We start from the raw sequence: 16,791 nt of genomic DNA on the forward strand, positions 1-16,791 counted from the left end.
CGGCCCAACATGGCCATCGGCGGCATAACACCTGCCACTAAACTAAAACTGGCAGCGTAACTCTACAGCCAAGCTCCTCCAAAAATGGGGGGATTTCCGGGATACAGTAGTTTGATGATAGTTAAATATTGAATGTTCCGATTTTTTTACATATTTTATAGTAGATTGGGTTATCACTATTAGATTTTTCTTTCATAAGGAGAGCTATAGTTGTCTCAAATAGTGGATTGAATTTATAAAGAGATTTCTTTTTCGCCATTTGCCAGTCATTACATTTTGAAGCAATCTATAGCTGCAAACACCTATCGAGCTTTTCCTATTGAAAGTGCGTAAGCGTGAAGCAATCCAAGAGCCTCGAAAAGTGGTCGACAATAGTTAGGCCATTAAAATTTTTCAGTTTTTCGGAATACGGGTACACAATAGGTACATATTCAAGATTATTTGCTTCCTGCCTACTGCCTAGTAGTACAGCCACCATTATCGTATTAACTAATCATTTTAATTAAGCTTAGAGCTCTTATCGTCTATTGATTTCTAATTGCATAAAGCTGATAACACTGAATTTATTGAGGCCTATTTTGGACCAACTACTTCTTGAATAAAATATAAAGCAAATCTTGGATACCTGTATGGCTGCAACAGCCCTTAACAGTTTGAATACCAATTTCCTCTTCATTCGTCCCGCTGATTAACTGCTCTCCTTAACCGCGCTAATTCCCCACTCTATGAAAGTGCAAGAATGTCTCCTATCACAAGCTCATTAGTCTGAAGGCAGTAGATCTTTTGCAAAGCCGCCTACGGCTGCTAAGGCTTCATGCACCACTTCAATGCCTGCACCTTTTTTTGTGGCCCCGGTGGTTAAGATGCGGCGGAAATGGCGGGCACCTGGCACCCCTTGAAAGGTGCCGAGCATATGGCGGGTTATCGCAGCCAAGCGCTCGCCCTTCGCAAGCTGTTCCTCGATAAACGGTAGATACGCCATTACCGCCTGATTTGCTGTGAGCGGTGGCATATCGCTTGCAAATACCTCTTGGTCTACATTGGAAAGAAGCATGGGGTTTTGGTAGGCAGCGCGACCCATCATAACACCATCGACTTGCTTTAGATGCTCTTTGGTTTCTTCTAATGTGGCAATACCCCCATTGATACCAACAAAGATATGGGGCAAGCGCTGTTTCAGGCGATACACAAGCTCATAGTTGAGTGGCGGCACATCGCGGTTTTCTTTGGGGCTAAGGCCCTTAAGCCATGCTTTACGTGCATGAACCCATAGGGCATCGGTACCTGCAGCAACAACTGCGTCGGCCAAAGCATTGAGTGCCGCCTCTTCGTCTTGCTCATCAACACCAATGCGGCACTTGGTGGTAACCGGAATGCTCACCGCGTTCTTCATGGCGGCGATACAATCGGCCACCAGTTGCGGCTCTAACATCAGGCAGGCGCCAAAACGGCCGGATTGCACACGGTCTGAAGGGCAACCAACATTCAAGTTAACCTCGTCGTAGCCCCAATCTTCTATGAGTTTGGCGCATTGCGCCAGTACTTTCGGGTCTGAACCGCCAAGTTGGCAGGCTACCGGCTGCTCTTGCTGGCGATTAAACTGCAAATGGCGCTCTTTATCTCCATGGATAAGTGCGCCCGTTGTTATCATTTCGGTATATAACAATGCCTTTTTGCTGAGTACCCGATGGTAGGCACGGCAATAGCGATCGGTCCAGTCAAGCATCGGTGCAACTGAAAATACCGGCGTGCCCAGGCTATAAAGCGTTTGTTTTTTTTCTGGCATTTCTATTATTCCAACTCAACTTTATAACCCGGTGTTTATTCAAGAGGCCTTGCGTTGCTGACGCAGCCGCTGATTTTAGCGCAACATATAATCAAGATTAGCATGCAATCAAGACCGCTGTTGATTGCCGGCCTTCGGTTTCAAACCTTAAAGCAATGCCCAGCTGCCTTGCATTGGTATTTGCAAGGCATTTAGGCGCAAAAAAGCCACGGCGAGTATCACCGTGGCCAGAATTGCATGCGAACTGCCTTACTTGAGTACAAATGACAGGGCTAAGAACACCCCACCTGACAATAATGCGGTTGCCGGCACTGTAATGACCCAAGCAGCAATAATTGTCATGAAACTGGCGCGCCGTACGAGCAGGCGATTACCGGAATCGCTTTTTTCCTTTTTATAGTCCTGTGTGCCCGTGGACTTTTGTACATAAGCGATTCTGCGTTTTGAGTTCTTGGTGTACCACTCACGGAAGAAACCAACACCAAAAACACCGCCAACAGCGATATGTGTTGAGCTAACCGGCAGGCCAAGCCAAGAAGCGATAATAACGGTGATGGCAGCAGATAGCGCCACACAATAGGCGCGCATGGGGTTGAGTTTGGTAATCTTCTCCCCAACCATTTTGATGAGCTTGGGCCCAAAAAGCAGTAAGCCAAAGGAGATACCAAAAGCACCTATTATCATTACCCAGAGGGGGATTTGCACTTTTGCAGCAATTTCACCGTATTCTATACCGTGTACAATTGCAGCCAAGGGGCCAATGGCGTTGGCAACGTCGTTAGCACCATGGGCAAAGGATAAAAGAGCTGCAGAGAAAATCAGTGGCCCACGGAACAATTTACGCAAGGACTGATTGCGATTTTCTAACCCCTCTGACTGGCGACGAATGATCGGCTTTGTGACGAACCAGCCAACAAAGAACATGGCAACTCCGATCAACAAGGCCATTTGCAAATCGATCTTGACGATTTTCTTAAGCCCTTTAAGTGCTAGATAAGCGGAAAAAGCCCCTGTCATTATAGCAATAAGCAACGGCACCCAGCGCCTTGCTGCAGCTATTTTATCATCCTGATAAATGATAAATGTTTTGATGAAGGCTAGAAAAGCTGCGGCAATCAGGCCGCCGAGCAGTGGAGAGATAACCCAGCTCGCGGCAATGGAGCCCATAGTGCCCCAGTTAACGGCCGCAAAACCAGCAGCCACAATACCCGAACCGGCAACGCCGCCGACAACAGCATGTGTGGTGGAAACCGGTGCACCAATCCATGTGGCGAGGTTTACCCATAAAGCTGCGGAAATAAGTGCAGCCAACATAACATTGACGAAAACATAGCTATTTTGCGTGCTGGCCGGATCGATAATGCCTTTTGATACTGTGGAGACCACATCACCACCAGCAATCAACGCACCAGCACTTTCGAAGATGGCTGCGATGATTAAGGCACCGCCTATGGACAGGGCCTGCGAGCCTACGGCGGGGCCAACATTGTTGGCAACATCATTGGCACCAATATTGATGGCAAGATATGCGCCGATACCTGCGGCTGCAATGATAATGCCACCGCCATAACCGCCGGAAACATAAAAGCTGGCAACCATCATTGCCACAAGAAGGAAAACAAATGCAATTGCAGGTGCCAACAGGCGTCGCGCCATGGTAAAGCCTGCAATTTCAAGCCCGACAAACTTGTCTAAATCTTTGTCCAGCGTAGGTTTTTTTGGTGAATACGACATTCGGCTACTTTGTTACTTCTAATAGCTCTGTTTGCAGGACGCTTTAGAGCGGACGTGGGGTAAAAGGCACATTCCGTTTCTATCGCTTGACCTATTACATTTATAATAAGCCCCTACCTTCGGTTTTCTTTAAAAGCCTGCTTTCGATGCTGTGCCGGTGCTACAGTGGCCGATACATACAAATCAACCACTTGCGACATATGCACAAAAAAAGCATACTTTGCTGGCTCGTTCATACGATTACTTAGCCCCTGTGGGAAGAGCTTTGTCACGAAAACGCAATAAAAAATTATAAGTAATTGTTATTATTAATTAATTTACTGAATAAAATCATAATATTATTCAATATCATAAATATAATTCGACTTACCCATAAAATCTGCTAGTAAACCTCAGGGTGCACCTTGAACAAGACGCTTGTAACTTGTTTCATAGGTGTGAGATGTTTGGTTTCGGCATATTTTGAAGTTATGAGGAAATATCATGAGCGCCAGGATTTATAGCCCAGCTAAAAATGCGATGCAGTCGGGTAAGGGCAAAGCAGGCAAGTGGGTTTTATCTTACGAACCCGAAACTGCCAAAACAATTGACCCGCTTATGGGGTATACCTCTAGTGGTGATATGAGCCAGCAAATTAAAATTACCTTCTCCTGCAAGGAAGAAGCTGTTGCCTATGCCGAGCGTGAAAACATTGCGTATAAGCTAATTGAACCACGCAAGAAGAAAACCCAAATTGCTTCGTATTCAGAAAATTTCCGCCATGACAGAATTGCTCCGTGGACACATTAAATTCAGCATTGAGTTTATAAGTTTTCTGCCTTAAAAGCATCGTCGCTACAAATGTAGCGATACGCGGTCCCTTAGCTCAGCTGGATAGAGCACCGGCCTTCTAAGCCGACGGTCGCAGGTTCGAATCCTGCAGGGATCGCCATTCTTTTCAATAAGTTACAGCATTTAGCAAACCAAACTGACCCAATGTTTTACAGTGTGTTTTACAGTTTTGTTGCTAAGCTGTTGTAGCGCGCAACTTCGTAATGGAAAACGCGCAACTTCGTAATGGAAAATAATGCGCCGCGCATTTCAAAGAAATAACAGCCGATAAGTTATTCCAGTTCACATATCTTCAAATATCGGCTTAAATTTACCAAGAGCCTCATTCACATTAATCAATCCAATAATGCAACGCTGCTGATCTACAATCCATTCTGCAGCTACGCTGAATGGTACGCGTCGCTGCGCTAAAAGTGCCTTCATAATGACTGGATGCATGACGCCTAGCAAATGGGTTACCGCTTGTTCGCTGGCACGCTTTAGTACGTTTTGAATGAGCAGATCCAAAGCTTTTTGTCGCTCTGGGGGCGGCAGGTTCTTTGCGGTGCATATTCTGCTGGCCTCAATTAATCTGGCTGGCTTTATGGATATTGTTGAGGTCTGCTCAATCCAGTGATCATAGGCCATTGTTGCAGAAGTGCAGTTAATTAAACGGCAGCAGGCAATAGCTACACCATCTTTCAATACGACCACATACTCAGCCTCTGGTGTGTCATATTGATCATATTCCCAGCCTTGGTGTTTACGGACCTGTCCCATGGATTTTTGATCGTATGCCAGTCTGTCAATGAAGCTTTCAGCCCTAAGTATATGCTGGGCAGGCCATGCCTTACATCCAGAACTCGCCTGCTTCCAATTTGTTATAATGACTTTCATGGAACCTCTCGTTTCTTGAGGCACTAAAGTCGGTTTCTATAAGTTTGGGCAGGGTGACATCAAACAATGCCCAGTCGTGCTGCTGCAGATATAGCGGTGGCTGCATTTCCATTTTCAAGTTTTGAATAAACTTTGCGCAGGTGCCAATTAATGCCATCGCGGGTGATATTCAGAGTGTCAGCGATTTCTTCGCCGGACATACCTGCGGCAAGATATTGAAGAATTTCCTTCTGGCGCGGACTTAATGATTGCAAAGGGTGTGAAAACAGGTCTGTGTCATAAGTTGCAAGTGATTGAGAGTGAAAAATCGCCCCTGCGCCAATGGCTTGATCTGTCTGCTGACGGTCAATTCTCTGGGTGGATCCAAATGACAGGCAGAACCGAGCGCCACCCGGACCCAGTAGAGGCACTGCAAACCCGTGGCGTAGGCCGTGAGAAGCCGCTGCCTCCAATACCCTTGTCTCCTGCTTGCAGCTAGTAAGTTCATGCCAATCTAGCGCGATACCAGCTTTTACGCAGTTATTGATGACTGGATCGTTCGCGTTCAACTCCTGCTCAAAATACTCGTCCACCCACGCATCTGGATAATTTAAAAGCACCGCAGGAGATCGGTGATCTATCCCTACATGGCCACTCAGGCACCCATAGGCGACGTATTCGATTCCCAATTCATTACATTGAGCAGCAAGTCTGGCAAAACTCATGTGGTCAAACTCCATTAATAACTACACACATGATTAGTTATCAACAGTTGAATGACTTTTCAATTACATTCATTTGGAGTGGTAAATACTCACAAATTGTAAACAGCAATATACATCGCTATTCATGTCATACAGCAAGTGAACGAGTAACAACTCTGGATAGCCGCTCAATCTAACAAAAACTTAATCACATCCGGCAGGGTTGCCAGCTTGTTTTTAGCTACATTGCCCTCTGCATCAGCCTTACTCAGTGCCAATTGATAGGCGCTTGCAAGTATACCGCTAATCTGTGCGCTCTGGAATTCATCTAGAGATTTCCGAGCTTTAAGCTCACTCAGTACGATTTCAAAAACTTGTTTAAATACAGTTTCATTTATAGAGCCGGAAAGCACAGGCACTCTTTCTTCACCTGATATCAGCCAGTTTAGGTCCGTACCAAATTGCTCGGCGTATCTAGCCAGTAAATCAGCCGGTGGCTGGCGCTTATTCAGCTCGTAATTGGAGAGAGTTGATTCAGCTATTCCAAAAAGAGTGGCAACTGATCTGCGCGTGCGTGGCTCACGAGCTATGGCCATGCGCTGCCCTAATGTTTGGTCGTTTGGCATCCATGTCTCCACAAAACACTTGCCAACATAGTCATATGACTGTTAGCTTATTCACAAATGTAACAAAGTGAGCGCAGTTATGAACAAACCGGCCCGCGATAAGTTTGACGTCCAGAGACGATTGGCGGCACAAAATCGCACATTAACAAGCCTTGCTCGTGATGCCGGTTACTCTGAGTCGCTCTGTCGTAATGCTTTTTACCGCCCAACCCTTATAGGTGAAGAGCTAATAATTGCAGCCACAGGCTATTCCGGACACGATTTATGGCCAGATAGATATGACTGCCACGGCAAACGGCACGTCCAACAAGGAAAAACTACGCCGAAAACATTACCCGCACAATGTCAAACAGATTGCCAATATTTAGCTACAGAACAGTGTAGCACGCACGTTTGTAGTTGTTTGCCTACTCATGGGAGCAAGCAATGAACGACCTCTGCAAAACATGGGGGATTGACGACTTGGGAGAGACGCGTGCTCTCCAAGGCACCGAGGTGAGCGCGGCATTAAAACTGGAACTGAGCGAGGCTATGGCTCGCAGCCCTCTCAGCCGCGCCGAAATCGCCCATCGAATGACGCTTTATCTGGGCACTAAAATTAGCGAAGCACAGTTAAACCAGTATGCAGCCCCTTCTGCTGGTGACAAACAAATGTCACTACCCCGCCTTGCTGCTTTTATTCACGCGACGAATGACAGCCATCTCATCCAGTTTTTACCATCGCTATTTGGCTTAACTGTCATCAATCAGCGCCAGCGTGCCCTCTTGGAAAGAGAGCTGTTAAAGGAACGTTTAAAGGCGCTTGAAAGCGATATTGCACTTGCCGACGCCACCTATCGGGGGAGCAGCCAATGAAACAATGGTGGACTAGGCGCGAATTAATTGCCGCTCGTTTACCGGGCTTATCATCGGCTGCTGCTGTATCACGTTGTGCAGTGACGATGAATTGGGCAGAAAATCCCGAAAAGTACCGGCGTAATGCAGGTAGTGCTAGCGGCACTTACGAAGTTCATTACACATTACTACCAAGAAAAGCGCGGGATGCGATAGCGGCCAAAGAGGCTATGGCACGTATAAATAATGCGCCAGTAAACGAAAGCTGTGAGCAAATCGGCTACAAGCACGATGCGGCCAGCAACGCTATTGAGCGAAGCGAACTTGATGCCAGAATGGCAATCCTTTCAGCCATTGAAAACTATCAGAATTCAGCGAATTGCAGCTTTTCCAAGGCGCTAGTGGTTGTTTCCCATCAATACAATACGGGTGAATTTAAAATCGCCACTTGGGTGAAGGACGCAATACCATCCTTTAAAAAATCGGCTGTCTACAATTGGCGATCAGCCATGAAAAATGGTGATTTTTCGGCCCTTGCCAGTACGCGCAAACTGTCGCGTGCACAAACTGGTGTGCTGGAGGTTGCGCATAGCGGTGCTGTCAAACAATTCATCCTCGGGTTGATTGCCAAGCAACCGCATCTGAGCTGCAAACCGATACGCGCCGCGGTGATTGCCAAGTTTGGCGAGTGCTTTGAGCTGGTGGTCCGTTCTGGCGAGGTCAAAACCGTTGCCTGCCCGCCGCTGCGCACCTTCCAGCATCATATCAAGGCATGGAAACAGGAGCACGCCAACGAGCTGCTACGCCTCACCAACCCCGATAAATACAAGGGCAGTGTGCGTATGGTGGCCGCTGGCGGTGCCAGCGCCAATATCCACCGCCTGAACCAGTTATGGGAAATTGATGCATCACCCGCCGATGTCATGACCACCGAGGGCCGCTGGCATATTTACGCCTGTGTTGATGTATTCTCGCGCCGCGCATTGGTACTGGTGACACAAACCCCGCGTGCAGACGCTGTGGGTGTGCTCATTCGGGACGCCATTGCAAAATGGGGTGTGCCAGAGGCCGTAAAAACAGATAATGGTAGCGACTTTGTTGCCAAACAGACAGAGCGGCTGTTCGCCGCCCTTGGCATTGAGGTGCTGACCTGTGATGCCTACAGCCCCGAGCAAAAGCCCCACGTGGAGCGGTTTATTGGCACATGGCAGCGTGGATTTGCCGAGTTACTGCCCGGCTATGTGGGCCACAGCGTTGCGGACCGCTCCGTCATTGAATCGCGCAGGAAGTTTTCTGATCGGCTCGGCACATCGGATGCCGAGATATTTGCGGTCGATCTATCCCCGCAAGAGTTGCAGGAGGCTTCTACCCAATGGGTAGAGACAGTCTACGAGCACAATCGCCACGGCGCATTAGGCTGCACGCCATTTACCAAGGCACAGCAATACACAGGCTCCATTAAAACGGTTGGTGAAACCGCACTCAATGTGCTGCTGGCGCCAATTGCCAGCGGCAATGGTATTCGCACAGTGACAAAATCGGGCATCCGCTGCAACAACGAGCACTATCTGATCGGCAACGTGATGGTGGGCGAGCGGGTGTTCTGCCGCCAAGACCCTCGCGATCTGGGCAAGCTGTTTGTGTTTTCAGATGACGGCGAGCAGTTCCTCGGCCATGCCTTTGCACCGGTGCTGGCTGGGCTGGATCCGGTCAAAACCATCGCGCATGTGCGCAAAATGCAAAAAGCGCTGGAGGAAGAACAGATCACCTCCATGCGTCGCCAGATGCGCAAGATCGGCCCGCGCGATGTGTTGAACGCGGTGCTGGAACAGGGCCAAAGCAACATCACAGCCTTCCCGAAACCAAGCGAGACACACAGCACACCAATGCTTTCGGCCGCTGGCGAGGTGACAAAACTCACCCAGCCGGAACTGCCGGACGGGCTGGATGATGTGATGGCGCAAATAAAAGCCGAGCTGGATAGTGAGGCAGTACAGCCAGTACAGCCAGAACAGCCCGCCCAGCCCTCAAAGACACCAAGACAATCGCGGCCAAGCACGGCCGCAAACACCCGCCCCATTAAGGCAGAGAGCCAGTTCGACCGTTATCGCCGCGCATTGGCCTTGGAAAAACGCATCAGCGCAGGCGATCCGCTGAGTGAGGCTGATGCCCGTTGGCTGGCAGGATATCGCGAAGGTGCGGAATACAAATCCATGAAAATCATGGCTGACGAGTTCGGGGAGAGTTTTCTGGAGGGCTAGACCTTCCCAAAAAAAAGACCGCTCGAAAGCGGCCAATCTTCTAATGAGGACTAAAACATGACAGGTAACCGGAATGTTGTCAATGGCGGCTTTGCACCGCTTAAAAATGTCGCTCTAGCCATGCAACTGGCGAATAAGCTGATTGACCGTGATTTTAGCTTACCCGGCTTTGGTGTCTTTTATGGCCCCTCTGGGTTTGGCAAAACCCAGTCGAGCATTTTCGTCCAGAACAAAACCGGTGCCACCCGCATCGAAATTGCTGATAGCTGGACGAAAAAGAAAATGGTCTCGGCCATCTTGATGGAGCTGGGCGTACAAAAACCGCGCGGCACCATTGCCGATCTCACCGAACAGGCCATTCACCTGCTCTCGGACAACCCGCATCAGCCGCTGATTATTGATGAAGCGGATAAGCTGATTGAGAAAAAGCTGGTAGAGCTGGTGCGCGAAATCCAAGAGCACAGCCAAGCGCCCGTACTGCTACTGGGCGAAGAGCTGTTGCCGCAAAAGCTGGAACAATATGAACGCGCCCATAACCGCGTGCTGGAATTTGTAGGCGCATTGCCATGCGATCTGGCCGACACACAAGCGCTGGCCCGCTGCTATGCCCCAAAACTGGACATCATGGAGGATCTGGCACAGCGCATTTGCGATGAAACCCATGGCCGCGCAAGGCGCATTGCCACCACTTTGGTGGCTGTGCGTGAGTTTGCCACCAATGCCGGGCTGGAGCGCATAGGTAGCGCTGACTACACCGGCAAAATCATCTCTGGTGCGTCTCCGGCAACACGGAGGCTGGGCAAATGAGCAAGATATTCGCAGTTGATGTGAAAACAGCCCAGATCAAGCGTGGTTTCCACCACATCTGGCAGGTTATCCGCGAGCTGGATAAGACACAAACAGTGTTTACCGCCACTGATATTACTCAAAAATGCAGTGCAGGTGCCGATAGCGATGTACGCGACTACCTTAAGAGGCTGGTACTGGCGCAGTTTATCGAGCCGGTACGCTTTGGCCAGATGCAGGGCTACAAGCTGGTGCGCAGGCAACTGGCGTATCCACGTATCCGCCGCGATGGCACGTTGCTGCCCATGAAAGGGCAACAGCATATGTGGAATGCCATCCGCCAGCTCAAATGGTTTTCCGCACAGGATTTGGCTATTGCCAGCACCACCGACTGTTATCAGCCCACCCGTGCGACAGCGCAGGCATACCTGCGCAAACTGGTACAGGCCGGTTATCTCTCGGTACGCGAAACCGGCAAGCTCAAGTCGCATCTTTACCGTCTCAAACCGACGCAAAATACAGGGCCACAAGCGCCGCTGATCTTGAGAACCAAAGTGGTGTTTGACCCCAACCTCAACAAACTCATGGAAACCATCAGCGCACAGGAGGAGAGCAATGACACTGCGTGACATGCGCCCCTTTAGCGAGCAGATCACGGATTTTTGGCAGCCGGTGCCAGACTGGGTGGCCGCACTGGCTGGTGAGTGTGACCGTACCAGCCAAGTTAAGGTCTCCCGCCGCTTGGGCGTATCCAATGCACTGATCTCCGGCACCTTAAAGCGCTCGTACAAGGGCGATCTCAGCCGCATCGAGGAGCTGGTGCGCGGGGCACTGTTAAGCGAGTGCGTCGAGTGTCCGGTACTGGGCGAAATCACCCGCGACATCTGTCTTAACAACCAGAGCCGCGATTTTGTCGCCACCAGCAGCGTGCGCACACGTGTTTATCGCGCCTGCCGCTCCGGATGCCCGCATTCCAAACTGGAGGAGAGCTAATGGAAGTGCCGATCATTATCACGTTGAACTATGTGCGTGAAAAGCTGCTGGAACAGGCAGCGGGCGCACCCATGAGTCAAAAGCTGTGCCTTGATCTTTCCGACATGTGCGAGCAGGCCGCCCGCGCGGCAACGCAGCTGGAATTGAGCCTGCCGCACAGCACCCTTCAAGAGCTTTTTAATCCGGCTTTAAAGGTTGCGGCTGAGCCGGAAAGAGCAGCCACGATCATCCCGTTCAAGCAACGCCCGTTCAAACAGCGAAAGGTTTCCAAATGAGTGAGCAAGCAACCCAAATGAGTGAGCAAGAAGTAATGTGGAAGGATGGCAAGGGCCGCTTGGTGCCGATCAGTGCCATTAAAACAGAACACCAGATTGAAGATGGTCTGGTGCGCACTGTTGCTATCAAAGCCGCCGAGCTATCGCAGCTTTTAACTGAGTTTAAAAGCACTGTTCTTGAAGAAACGGAAGGGTTTAAAGACCTGCTGGCAGGCGAATACGGTATCAAACGTGGTGGCAAGAAGGGCAACATGACGCTCACCAGTTACGACCAGAGCCTCAAGCTGGAAATCCAGAACACAGACCGCATCGTGTTCGGTCCCGAGCTGGAGGTCGCCCAGCAGCTGATAGACGAGTGCATCAAACGCTGGTCGGTTGGAGCCAATGATCATTTAAAGGTCATTGTGCAAAGCGCATTCGAGACCGATCGCAAGGGCAATCTGTCGGTTGCCAAAATTATGGGGCTGCGCAAGCACGATCTGGATGATCCGGATTGGCGTAAGGCCATGGGTGCCATCGCCGATGCCATTCGCCCCTATGAAACGGCCACTTACGTGCGCGTTTATCAGCGCAACGAGCGCACCGGTGCCTTTGAGCCGATCACTCTTGATCTGGCGAAAGCGTAAGGGGGCATTATGGGCGATTTATCACGCGATCAGGATGCCATGACCATGCAACACGCCATGCTCATTCGCGATGTGTGGGCACGTCGTGGCTATCCGCTCACCATTTCTGTGGTGAGCGAGATAACTGAGAACGGCAGAGTAACGTGGATAGCCTCTGGCCTGCGTAATGGCCTGCCCCATGGCTGGACTGGCGTCAAAGCACCGGTGCAGCCGCTGCCAATTACAAGACTGCGCAAGGGAGGCTGCCATGATCCCGCGCATTGACCATTTGACAGCGCAGCAATTAACCAGCATAGTGGCGGGTGAGGCGTCAGAACCTCTCACGAAGCGGACACCGCACCCGTCAGCCTGCGGTATTTTTGTGCCCGGAATCTATCCGGCGCACGATCTCGCTATGGGCGGGAGGGCGGTGAATACAATACCCGTAAGGGGAATAAACCCGCCTTTTCTTTGTGAAGGTTCTGAACCTCCCGCTCACCAGTGGGTCGTCAGAAACTCTCTGTTGAGTGGTTCCCAAACTGCCAACAAAGAGGCTTTTGATATGACCCATGCGAATAGCGCCCACAATGCGCTGAGAGAAATCCGAAAAACCCTTGATGACATGGATGCGGGGCTGCTGGAGATAAGAAGTCTGGCCAGCGCTCTTGTAACTGTTCTCGACCAGAGCAAGCAGGATGCCTCTGCCCATGAAACGGTTCATGTGCTCGCCCGTCTGCTGCACGAGCGTGCAATCTCTCCCGACCTTTCCGCCGATCGCACCAACCACAATCTGTGCGTTGTTTATGACTGTCTGACAGCAAAGGAATTCGGCCATGCATGAGATCAGTTTTATCTATTTCGAACCCTACATCATCCGCATGATCAATCGGCCCACAGCTCCGCTGTTTATGGTCAGCGATATTAGCCGGGTGCTGGGCTATTACAGCAGTATCCACCTGCGCCGTCGCCTTGCCCCCGAACAGCGCCATTTATGCCAGCTGCCCACCCGCTTCGGGTTGCAAACATGCATTTTCACCGATGTTGTCGGGCTGGAGCAGATGTTCAGAACCAGCCACAAACCCCGCACAGCCAAGCTGGCAGCTTTTCTCATGGGGTGCGCGCAGGGGCGTGGGCAACCGCCGCTACAAGTACCTCAATCCATGTCGAGCCGCGAAATTGCCGAGCGTTGCAACAAGCAGCATAAACATGTCATTCGCGATATTGAAAAGATGCTGGATGACCTGTCAGAAGATCGGCTCAAATTTGAGCACATCTCAAAAGACAGCTATGGGCGCGACCAAAAATCCTATCTCTTGCCTAAAGACCTAACTCTCACTCTGGTTACCGGCTACAACGTCAAGCTACGCAAGGCCATCATTGACCGCTGGCAGCAACTGGAAGAACAGGCATGGCAACGGCACTTTGCTGGTCCTTCGCTGGTGCTGGATATGCCCGCCGCCCATAGCGAGTTGCAACGCAAAGCCGCTGCCTATGACAAGGTGGCACAGCTGTTGGGAGAGCACTAATGCCAAGCCACAGTAATCACAAAAGTGTTTGGCAGCCGGTGCAGCTGTCAAACACCATGGAAAAGGGCCTATCAAAAGATCGGCCCAAATTTGAGGTGAGCTATTTTTCCCATAAAGACAAGCGGTTTAAGCACATTACGCAGTGGGTCAATAAACACGTCATTCGTGACATTGAAAAGATGCTGGATGAGTTAGAAATAGGACACCTCAAATTTGAGGGCACCTATCAAACCCCACAGAGCAAAATAGCAAAATGCTACAACCTTCCCAAAGACCTAACTCTCACTCTGGTTACCGGCTACAACTTCAAGCTACGCAAGGCCATCATTGACCGCTGGCAGTTGGCGCAGCTGTCAAACACCATGGAAAATGGCCTGTCAAAAGATCGGCCCAAATTTGGGCCGATCTATTTTTCCCATAAAGACAAACGGCTTAAGCACATTACGCAGCAGGCCAATAAACGCACAGTGATTTTGGAAACCATTGCAAATGGAGGTGTGGAATGACGTCGATAAAAGCCTTGTTTGGCCGCGCCCGCCAGCTTGGACTGGCCGAGGAAGACTTGCGGGATGTGGCCCGCCAGATCACCGGCAGTGACAGTTTGCGTGGTCACAGCCGCGATACCTATGAGGTGATTCTACAGCGCATGGGTCCAGCGCCACGCAGCACCAAAGCATCCTCACCATACCTGACCAAGGCGCGGGCGCTTTGGATTGCCGGATACAATCTGGGTCTGGTGCGCGATAAACGCGATGCCGCTTTGTATGCATTTATCAAGCGGCAAACCGGTTTGGATCATGGTACATGGCTCAGCCGTGAGCGCGATGGCAAGCGGGTAGTTGAAGCACTCAAGGGGTGGCTGGCGCGTGATGGCGGTGTGGACTGGAGCACAGATAACAACCAGCCTGCACCATATAACAACCCGCGCTTTCAGGTGGCGATTGCCATTTACCGCGTGCTCCAGCAAGTGGCGGGAACACAAGAGGAATCAACCTTGCGTGGCCTACAGTGTTTTATCGAGGCCCATACCGGCTTGCAAAGCCTTACGCATCTCACACCCGCACAGTGGATAAGGGTGCAAAACGCACTTGGCGAACGGCTACGTGATGTGCGTGGCGGTCTTGGCAAAGCCGCAATTCGCCGCGCCTCTTGAGGAGAAAGGGATGCCGATGGATCGCCGTTATTTCACACCCAAGATGAATGAAATGATTGAGCTGGCAGGCATATCTCAAGTGGCGGTTGAGATGCTTATCAAAAGCCATGGTGGCTGCCGCATCCGCATCCCGCGCAGCCCCGGTGCGGACCACTGGCTATGCGGGCTGATTGGCGCAAAAAACGCTACGTTACTCTCCGATTATTATGGCGGCGAGGATATCGATCTACCGTTAGGGCCGTTCTCGTCATCTGCAGAGCGGCATCAGGCCATCCGGCGGCTGGATCGTGAGGGCCTGAATTATAACGAAATCGCCAAGCTTACCGGCATCAACCGGCGTACTGCCATCCGCCACGTTAAGGGTACCAGCAACCGCAGCCAGCAAGAACAACCGGACATGTTTGCCGGCCACCACCCGCGACCAAAGCGAAAATAACAATGTCAATGCAGAATAAAGATTCTTTCCCCTAGGGGCGGTGAACCTGTCACCGTCCCTTTTTACTGCACGTAATGGCAATCTTTGAGCGTTGATTGTTTGGAGTTGCGTGCATGAATAATATATTGTCAAAACGTTCTGTGAGTAAGCTTGAAGACATCCACCCGGATTTACTTCAAGTTGTGTTGCGGGCCTGTGAGTTAACCAGCCAGCCCTTTCAAATTAGTGAGGGTCGACGCACACTTGAGCGGCAAAAAAATCTTTTAAAACGCGGAGCCACCCGCACATTGAATTCGCGCCATTTAACCGGCCATGCGATTGATCTCTATGCAACCGAGGAAGACGGCTCCGGCGCGTTATGGCAATTCTCGCTTTATTGCGACATTGCTGATGCCATGTTCGCCGCAGCAGACGAGCTGAATGTGGATCTGGAATGGGGTGGCAATTGGTCATCATTTCGCGATGGTCCGCACTTCCAGCTTTGCTGGCAAAAATACCCCGCTGGCTCCAATCCCGAGTTTCCAAATGCTCAAACGCAAGTAGATAAACAAGGCGTTGTGCTGGCCGCAGGTTGTAGTGGTGATCTGGTGACAGTTCTACAGCAAAGTCTGAAAAAGCTGAACGCAGGTTTCTTGAGTATAGACGGCGATTTCGGCCCGCAAACGCGGCTGGCCGTTAAGCGGTTCCAGCGCCAGCAGGGCCTAGCGCCTGATGGTATCGTCGGTCCGCAAACCCGCAAGGCGTTGCAACGCGCCTTGCAACAATAAACATCAACACATGCACGCGGCCCCATCATCAAACCTCAAAACCCCGGCTTTAAAGGAGCTTTAAAATGACCCCGACCAAATCCGCTTGGGCCTCGAAAATCAACTGGACAGCCACCATCGGCGCACTGGCAGCCGTTGCTACCGTGTTCGGCATTGATATCGACCCGGCATTACAGGCCAAAATCGCCGCTTCCATATCGGCGGTATCCGGTGTGGCGGTGGTGATCTGGCGCACGTGGTTCACCAGCAAAAAAATCGGCTAGCTGATGGGCTGGCTCACCATGATCACCGCACTCGTTAAATTTCTGGGTGCGGTGGCAACATACTCAAAACAGATGCAATCAGAAAAAGCAGGCCGCACTCAGGTGATCGCACTGCTTTTGCAAAGGATGAGCGATGACCTGCAATTGGCCGCGCGAACGCGTACTGAGTTTGATCGTGATTTACTGCGCAATCCTGAGCGGCTGTACGACGATGACGGCTACAAACGCTCCGGAGATGGGTGATTTGCCACGCATGCAATGCCTGATTTTTACGCCGCTCGGCTGGCACGAAAATGACACGCGCCGAACCATTGAGGGCGTCAAACGCCACAACGCTGTTTATGCCCGCCAATGTT

24 protein-coding genes and 1 tRNA gene are annotated in these 16,791 nt (G+C 50.8%); 19 read left to right on the plus strand and 6 right to left on the minus strand.

The genetic code is table 11. From position 1 onward, the window contains the following. Window positions 1–760 precede the first annotated feature (760 nt). The 3 genes from dusA to AYK67_RS17700 form a co-directional block, all read right to left on the minus strand. The gene (gene dusA / locus AYK67_RS12650; RefSeq protein ID WP_068087363.1) at window positions 761–1,786 is read right to left on the minus strand and encodes a tRNA dihydrouridine(20/20a) synthase DusA; all 1,026 of its coding nucleotides are present in this window, start codon (window positions 1,784–1,786) and stop codon (window positions 761–763) included. Between the two features lie 249 nt (window positions 1,787–2,035). Further along, the gene (locus tag AYK67_RS12655; RefSeq protein ID WP_068087366.1) at window positions 2,036–3,520 is read right to left on the minus strand and encodes an inorganic phosphate transporter; all 1,485 of its coding nucleotides are present in this window, start codon (window positions 3,518–3,520) and stop codon (window positions 2,036–2,038) included. A 113-nt stretch (window positions 3,521–3,633) separates the two neighbouring features. Continuing rightward, complete coding sequence (locus AYK67_RS17700) at window positions 3,634–3,756, minus strand: hypothetical protein (RefSeq protein WP_274533528.1); 123 nt, start codon at window positions 3,754–3,756, stop codon at window positions 3,634–3,636. Window positions 3,757–4,003: 247 nt separating this feature from the next. On the opposite strand from AYK67_RS17700, the gene AYK67_RS12660 reads away from it, so the two are divergent. Beyond that, window positions 4,004–4,309, plus strand: coding sequence for an ETC complex I subunit (locus AYK67_RS12660; protein ID WP_068087369.1), 306 nt, complete (start codon window positions 4,004–4,006; stop codon window positions 4,307–4,309). Window positions 4,310–4,374: 65 nt separating this feature from the next. Continuing rightward, window positions 4,375–4,451 (plus strand) — tRNA-Arg (locus AYK67_RS12665). Between the two features lie 182 nt (window positions 4,452–4,633). Here AYK67_RS12665 and AYK67_RS12670 read toward each other — a convergent pair. From AYK67_RS12670 to AYK67_RS12680, 3 genes are all read right to left on the minus strand, one after another. After that, a complete protein-coding gene (locus AYK67_RS12670) occupies window positions 4,634–5,227 on the minus strand; it encodes an acyl-homoserine-lactone synthase (RefSeq protein WP_068087373.1) in 594 nt (197 codons plus the stop codon). A gap of 59 nt (window positions 5,228–5,286) precedes the next feature. Further along, window positions 5,287–5,931 (minus strand): LuxR family transcriptional regulator, encoded by a 645-nt coding sequence (locus AYK67_RS12675; RefSeq protein WP_068087377.1) that lies wholly within the window; start codon window positions 5,929–5,931, stop codon window positions 5,287–5,289. A 167-nt stretch (window positions 5,932–6,098) separates the two neighbouring features. Continuing rightward, on the minus strand, window positions 6,099–6,536 hold the full coding sequence (locus AYK67_RS12680) for a helix-turn-helix domain-containing protein (protein ID WP_068087380.1): 438 nt from the start codon (window positions 6,534–6,536) through the stop codon (window positions 6,099–6,101). Between the two features lie 79 nt (window positions 6,537–6,615). Between AYK67_RS12680 and AYK67_RS17785 the strand changes: the two genes are divergently transcribed. From AYK67_RS17785 to AYK67_RS12760, 17 genes are all read left to right on the plus strand, one after another. Next, window positions 6,616–6,966 carry a helix-turn-helix domain-containing protein gene (locus AYK67_RS17785; RefSeq protein WP_082735808.1) on the plus strand — a complete coding sequence of 117 codons (351 nt, stop codon included), beginning with the start codon at window positions 6,616–6,618 and terminating at the stop codon, window positions 6,964–6,966. Further along, a complete protein-coding gene (locus tag AYK67_RS12685; RefSeq protein WP_068087383.1) occupies window positions 6,963–7,391 on the plus strand; it encodes a hypothetical protein in 429 nt (142 codons plus the stop codon). The genes AYK67_RS17785 and AYK67_RS12685 overlap by 4 nt, the downstream gene beginning before the upstream one ends. After that, on the plus strand, window positions 7,388–9,631 hold the full coding sequence (locus tag AYK67_RS12690) for a DDE-type integrase/transposase/recombinase (protein WP_068087386.1): 2,244 nt from the start codon (window positions 7,388–7,390) through the stop codon (window positions 9,629–9,631). Before AYK67_RS12685 ends, AYK67_RS12690 begins: the two co-directional genes overlap by 4 nt. A 57-nt stretch (window positions 9,632–9,688) precedes the next feature. Further along, window positions 9,689–10,438, plus strand: coding sequence for an AAA family ATPase (locus AYK67_RS12695; protein WP_068087389.1), 750 nt, complete (start codon window positions 9,689–9,691; stop codon window positions 10,436–10,438). Continuing rightward, on the plus strand, window positions 10,435–11,046 hold the full coding sequence (locus tag AYK67_RS12700; protein WP_068087391.1) for a hypothetical protein: 612 nt from the start codon (window positions 10,435–10,437) through the stop codon (window positions 11,044–11,046). Before AYK67_RS12695 ends, AYK67_RS12700 begins: the two co-directional genes overlap by 4 nt. Beyond that, window positions 11,033–11,410, plus strand: coding sequence for a transcriptional regulator (locus AYK67_RS12705; RefSeq protein ID WP_208976296.1), 378 nt, complete (start codon window positions 11,033–11,035; stop codon window positions 11,408–11,410). Before AYK67_RS12700 ends, AYK67_RS12705 begins: the two co-directional genes overlap by 14 nt. Then, on the plus strand, window positions 11,410–11,685 hold the full coding sequence (locus AYK67_RS12710; RefSeq protein WP_068087394.1) for a hypothetical protein: 276 nt from the start codon (window positions 11,410–11,412) through the stop codon (window positions 11,683–11,685). The genes AYK67_RS12705 and AYK67_RS12710 overlap by 1 nt, the downstream gene beginning before the upstream one ends. After that, entirely contained in the window at window positions 11,682–12,311 is a 630-nt protein-coding gene (locus tag AYK67_RS12715) for a DUF3164 family protein (protein WP_068087397.1), read from the plus strand. Before AYK67_RS12710 ends, AYK67_RS12715 begins: the two co-directional genes overlap by 4 nt. Window positions 12,312–12,320: 9 nt before the next feature. Further along, window positions 12,321–12,575, plus strand: a complete 255-nt coding sequence (locus AYK67_RS12720; protein ID WP_068087400.1) for a hypothetical protein — start codon at window positions 12,321–12,323, stop codon at window positions 12,573–12,575. 238 nt (window positions 12,576–12,813) lie between these two features. After that, the gene (locus AYK67_RS17170; RefSeq protein WP_156453154.1) at window positions 12,814–13,131 is read left to right on the plus strand and encodes a hypothetical protein; all 318 of its coding nucleotides are present in this window, start codon (window positions 12,814–12,816) and stop codon (window positions 13,129–13,131) included. After that, complete coding sequence (locus tag AYK67_RS12730) at window positions 13,124–13,816, plus strand: Rha family transcriptional regulator (RefSeq protein ID WP_068087406.1); 693 nt, start codon at window positions 13,124–13,126, stop codon at window positions 13,814–13,816. The genes AYK67_RS17170 and AYK67_RS12730 overlap by 8 nt, the downstream gene beginning before the upstream one ends. Further along, complete coding sequence (locus AYK67_RS12735) at window positions 13,816–14,322, plus strand: Rha family transcriptional regulator (protein ID WP_068087410.1); 507 nt, start codon at window positions 13,816–13,818, stop codon at window positions 14,320–14,322. Before AYK67_RS12730 ends, AYK67_RS12735 begins: the two co-directional genes overlap by 1 nt. Further along, window positions 14,319–14,969 carry a regulatory protein GemA gene (locus tag AYK67_RS12740; RefSeq protein ID WP_068087413.1) on the plus strand — a complete coding sequence of 217 codons (651 nt, stop codon included), beginning with the start codon at window positions 14,319–14,321 and terminating at the stop codon, window positions 14,967–14,969. The genes AYK67_RS12735 and AYK67_RS12740 overlap by 4 nt, the downstream gene beginning before the upstream one ends. A gap of 10 nt (window positions 14,970–14,979) precedes the next feature. Then, window positions 14,980–15,405, plus strand: a complete 426-nt coding sequence (locus tag AYK67_RS12745; protein ID WP_068087416.1) for a helix-turn-helix domain-containing protein — start codon at window positions 14,980–14,982, stop codon at window positions 15,403–15,405. Window positions 15,406–15,518: 113 nt separating this feature from the next. Then, window positions 15,519–16,172 carry a peptidoglycan-binding protein gene (locus AYK67_RS17460; RefSeq protein WP_162265107.1) on the plus strand — a complete coding sequence of 218 codons (654 nt, stop codon included), beginning with the start codon at window positions 15,519–15,521 and terminating at the stop codon, window positions 16,170–16,172. Window positions 16,173–16,237: 65 nt separating this feature from the next. Next, on the plus strand, window positions 16,238–16,435 hold the full coding sequence (locus tag AYK67_RS12755) for a hypothetical protein (protein WP_068087419.1): 198 nt from the start codon (window positions 16,238–16,240) through the stop codon (window positions 16,433–16,435). Between the two features lie 3 nt (window positions 16,436–16,438). Next, window positions 16,439–16,678, plus strand: coding sequence for a hypothetical protein (locus tag AYK67_RS12760; protein ID WP_068087422.1), 240 nt, complete (start codon window positions 16,439–16,441; stop codon window positions 16,676–16,678). Window positions 16,679–16,791 lie beyond the last annotated feature (113 nt).

The organism is Polycladidibacter stylochi (genome assembly GCF_001562055.1).
Classification (GTDB): Bacteria; Pseudomonadota; Alphaproteobacteria; order Rhizobiales; family Stappiaceae; genus Pseudovibrio; species Pseudovibrio stylochi.

Excerpts from the sequence above, each read along its gene's own strand:
- dusA (WP_068087363.1), bottom strand. The coding sequence starts at position 1,786 with ATGCCAGAAAAAAAACAAACGCTTTATAGCCTGGGCACGCCGGTATTT.
- AYK67_RS12655 (WP_068087366.1), bottom strand. The coding sequence starts at position 3,520 with ATGTCGTATTCACCAAAAAAACCTACGCTGGACAAAGATTTAGACAAG.
- AYK67_RS17700 (WP_274533528.1), bottom strand. The coding sequence starts at position 3,756 with ATGAACGAGCCAGCAAAGTATGCTTTTTTTGTGCATATGTCGCAAGTG.
- AYK67_RS12660 (WP_068087369.1), top strand. The coding sequence starts at position 4,004 with ATGAGCGCCAGGATTTATAGCCCAGCTAAAAATGCGATGCAGTCGGGT.
- AYK67_RS12670 (WP_068087373.1), bottom strand. The coding sequence starts at position 5,227 with ATGAAAGTCATTATAACAAATTGGAAGCAGGCGAGTTCTGGATGTAAG.
- AYK67_RS12675 (WP_068087377.1), bottom strand. The coding sequence starts at position 5,931 with ATGAGTTTTGCCAGACTTGCTGCTCAATGTAATGAATTGGGAATCGAA.
- AYK67_RS12680 (WP_068087380.1), bottom strand. The coding sequence starts at position 6,536 with ATGCCAAACGACCAAACATTAGGGCAGCGCATGGCCATAGCTCGTGAG.
- AYK67_RS17785 (WP_082735808.1), top strand. The coding sequence starts at position 6,616 with ATGAACAAACCGGCCCGCGATAAGTTTGACGTCCAGAGACGATTGGCG.
- AYK67_RS12685 (WP_068087383.1), top strand. The coding sequence starts at position 6,963 with ATGAACGACCTCTGCAAAACATGGGGGATTGACGACTTGGGAGAGACG.
- AYK67_RS12690 (WP_068087386.1), top strand. The coding sequence starts at position 7,388 with ATGAAACAATGGTGGACTAGGCGCGAATTAATTGCCGCTCGTTTACCG.
- AYK67_RS12695 (WP_068087389.1), top strand. The coding sequence starts at position 9,689 with ATGACAGGTAACCGGAATGTTGTCAATGGCGGCTTTGCACCGCTTAAA.
- AYK67_RS12700 (WP_068087391.1), top strand. The coding sequence starts at position 10,435 with ATGAGCAAGATATTCGCAGTTGATGTGAAAACAGCCCAGATCAAGCGT.
- AYK67_RS12705 (WP_208976296.1), top strand. The coding sequence starts at position 11,033 with ATGACACTGCGTGACATGCGCCCCTTTAGCGAGCAGATCACGGATTTT.
- AYK67_RS12710 (WP_068087394.1), top strand. The coding sequence starts at position 11,410 with ATGGAAGTGCCGATCATTATCACGTTGAACTATGTGCGTGAAAAGCTG.
- AYK67_RS12715 (WP_068087397.1), top strand. The coding sequence starts at position 11,682 with ATGAGTGAGCAAGCAACCCAAATGAGTGAGCAAGAAGTAATGTGGAAG.
- AYK67_RS12720 (WP_068087400.1), top strand. The coding sequence starts at position 12,321 with ATGGGCGATTTATCACGCGATCAGGATGCCATGACCATGCAACACGCC.
- AYK67_RS12730 (WP_068087406.1), top strand. The coding sequence starts at position 13,124 with ATGCATGAGATCAGTTTTATCTATTTCGAACCCTACATCATCCGCATG.
- AYK67_RS12735 (WP_068087410.1), top strand. The coding sequence starts at position 13,816 with ATGCCAAGCCACAGTAATCACAAAAGTGTTTGGCAGCCGGTGCAGCTG.
- AYK67_RS12740 (WP_068087413.1), top strand. The coding sequence starts at position 14,319 with ATGACGTCGATAAAAGCCTTGTTTGGCCGCGCCCGCCAGCTTGGACTG.
- AYK67_RS12745 (WP_068087416.1), top strand. The coding sequence starts at position 14,980 with ATGCCGATGGATCGCCGTTATTTCACACCCAAGATGAATGAAATGATT.
- AYK67_RS17460 (WP_162265107.1), top strand. The coding sequence starts at position 15,519 with ATGAATAATATATTGTCAAAACGTTCTGTGAGTAAGCTTGAAGACATC.
- AYK67_RS12755 (WP_068087419.1), top strand. The coding sequence starts at position 16,238 with ATGACCCCGACCAAATCCGCTTGGGCCTCGAAAATCAACTGGACAGCC.
- AYK67_RS12760 (WP_068087422.1), top strand. The coding sequence starts at position 16,439 with ATGGGCTGGCTCACCATGATCACCGCACTCGTTAAATTTCTGGGTGCG.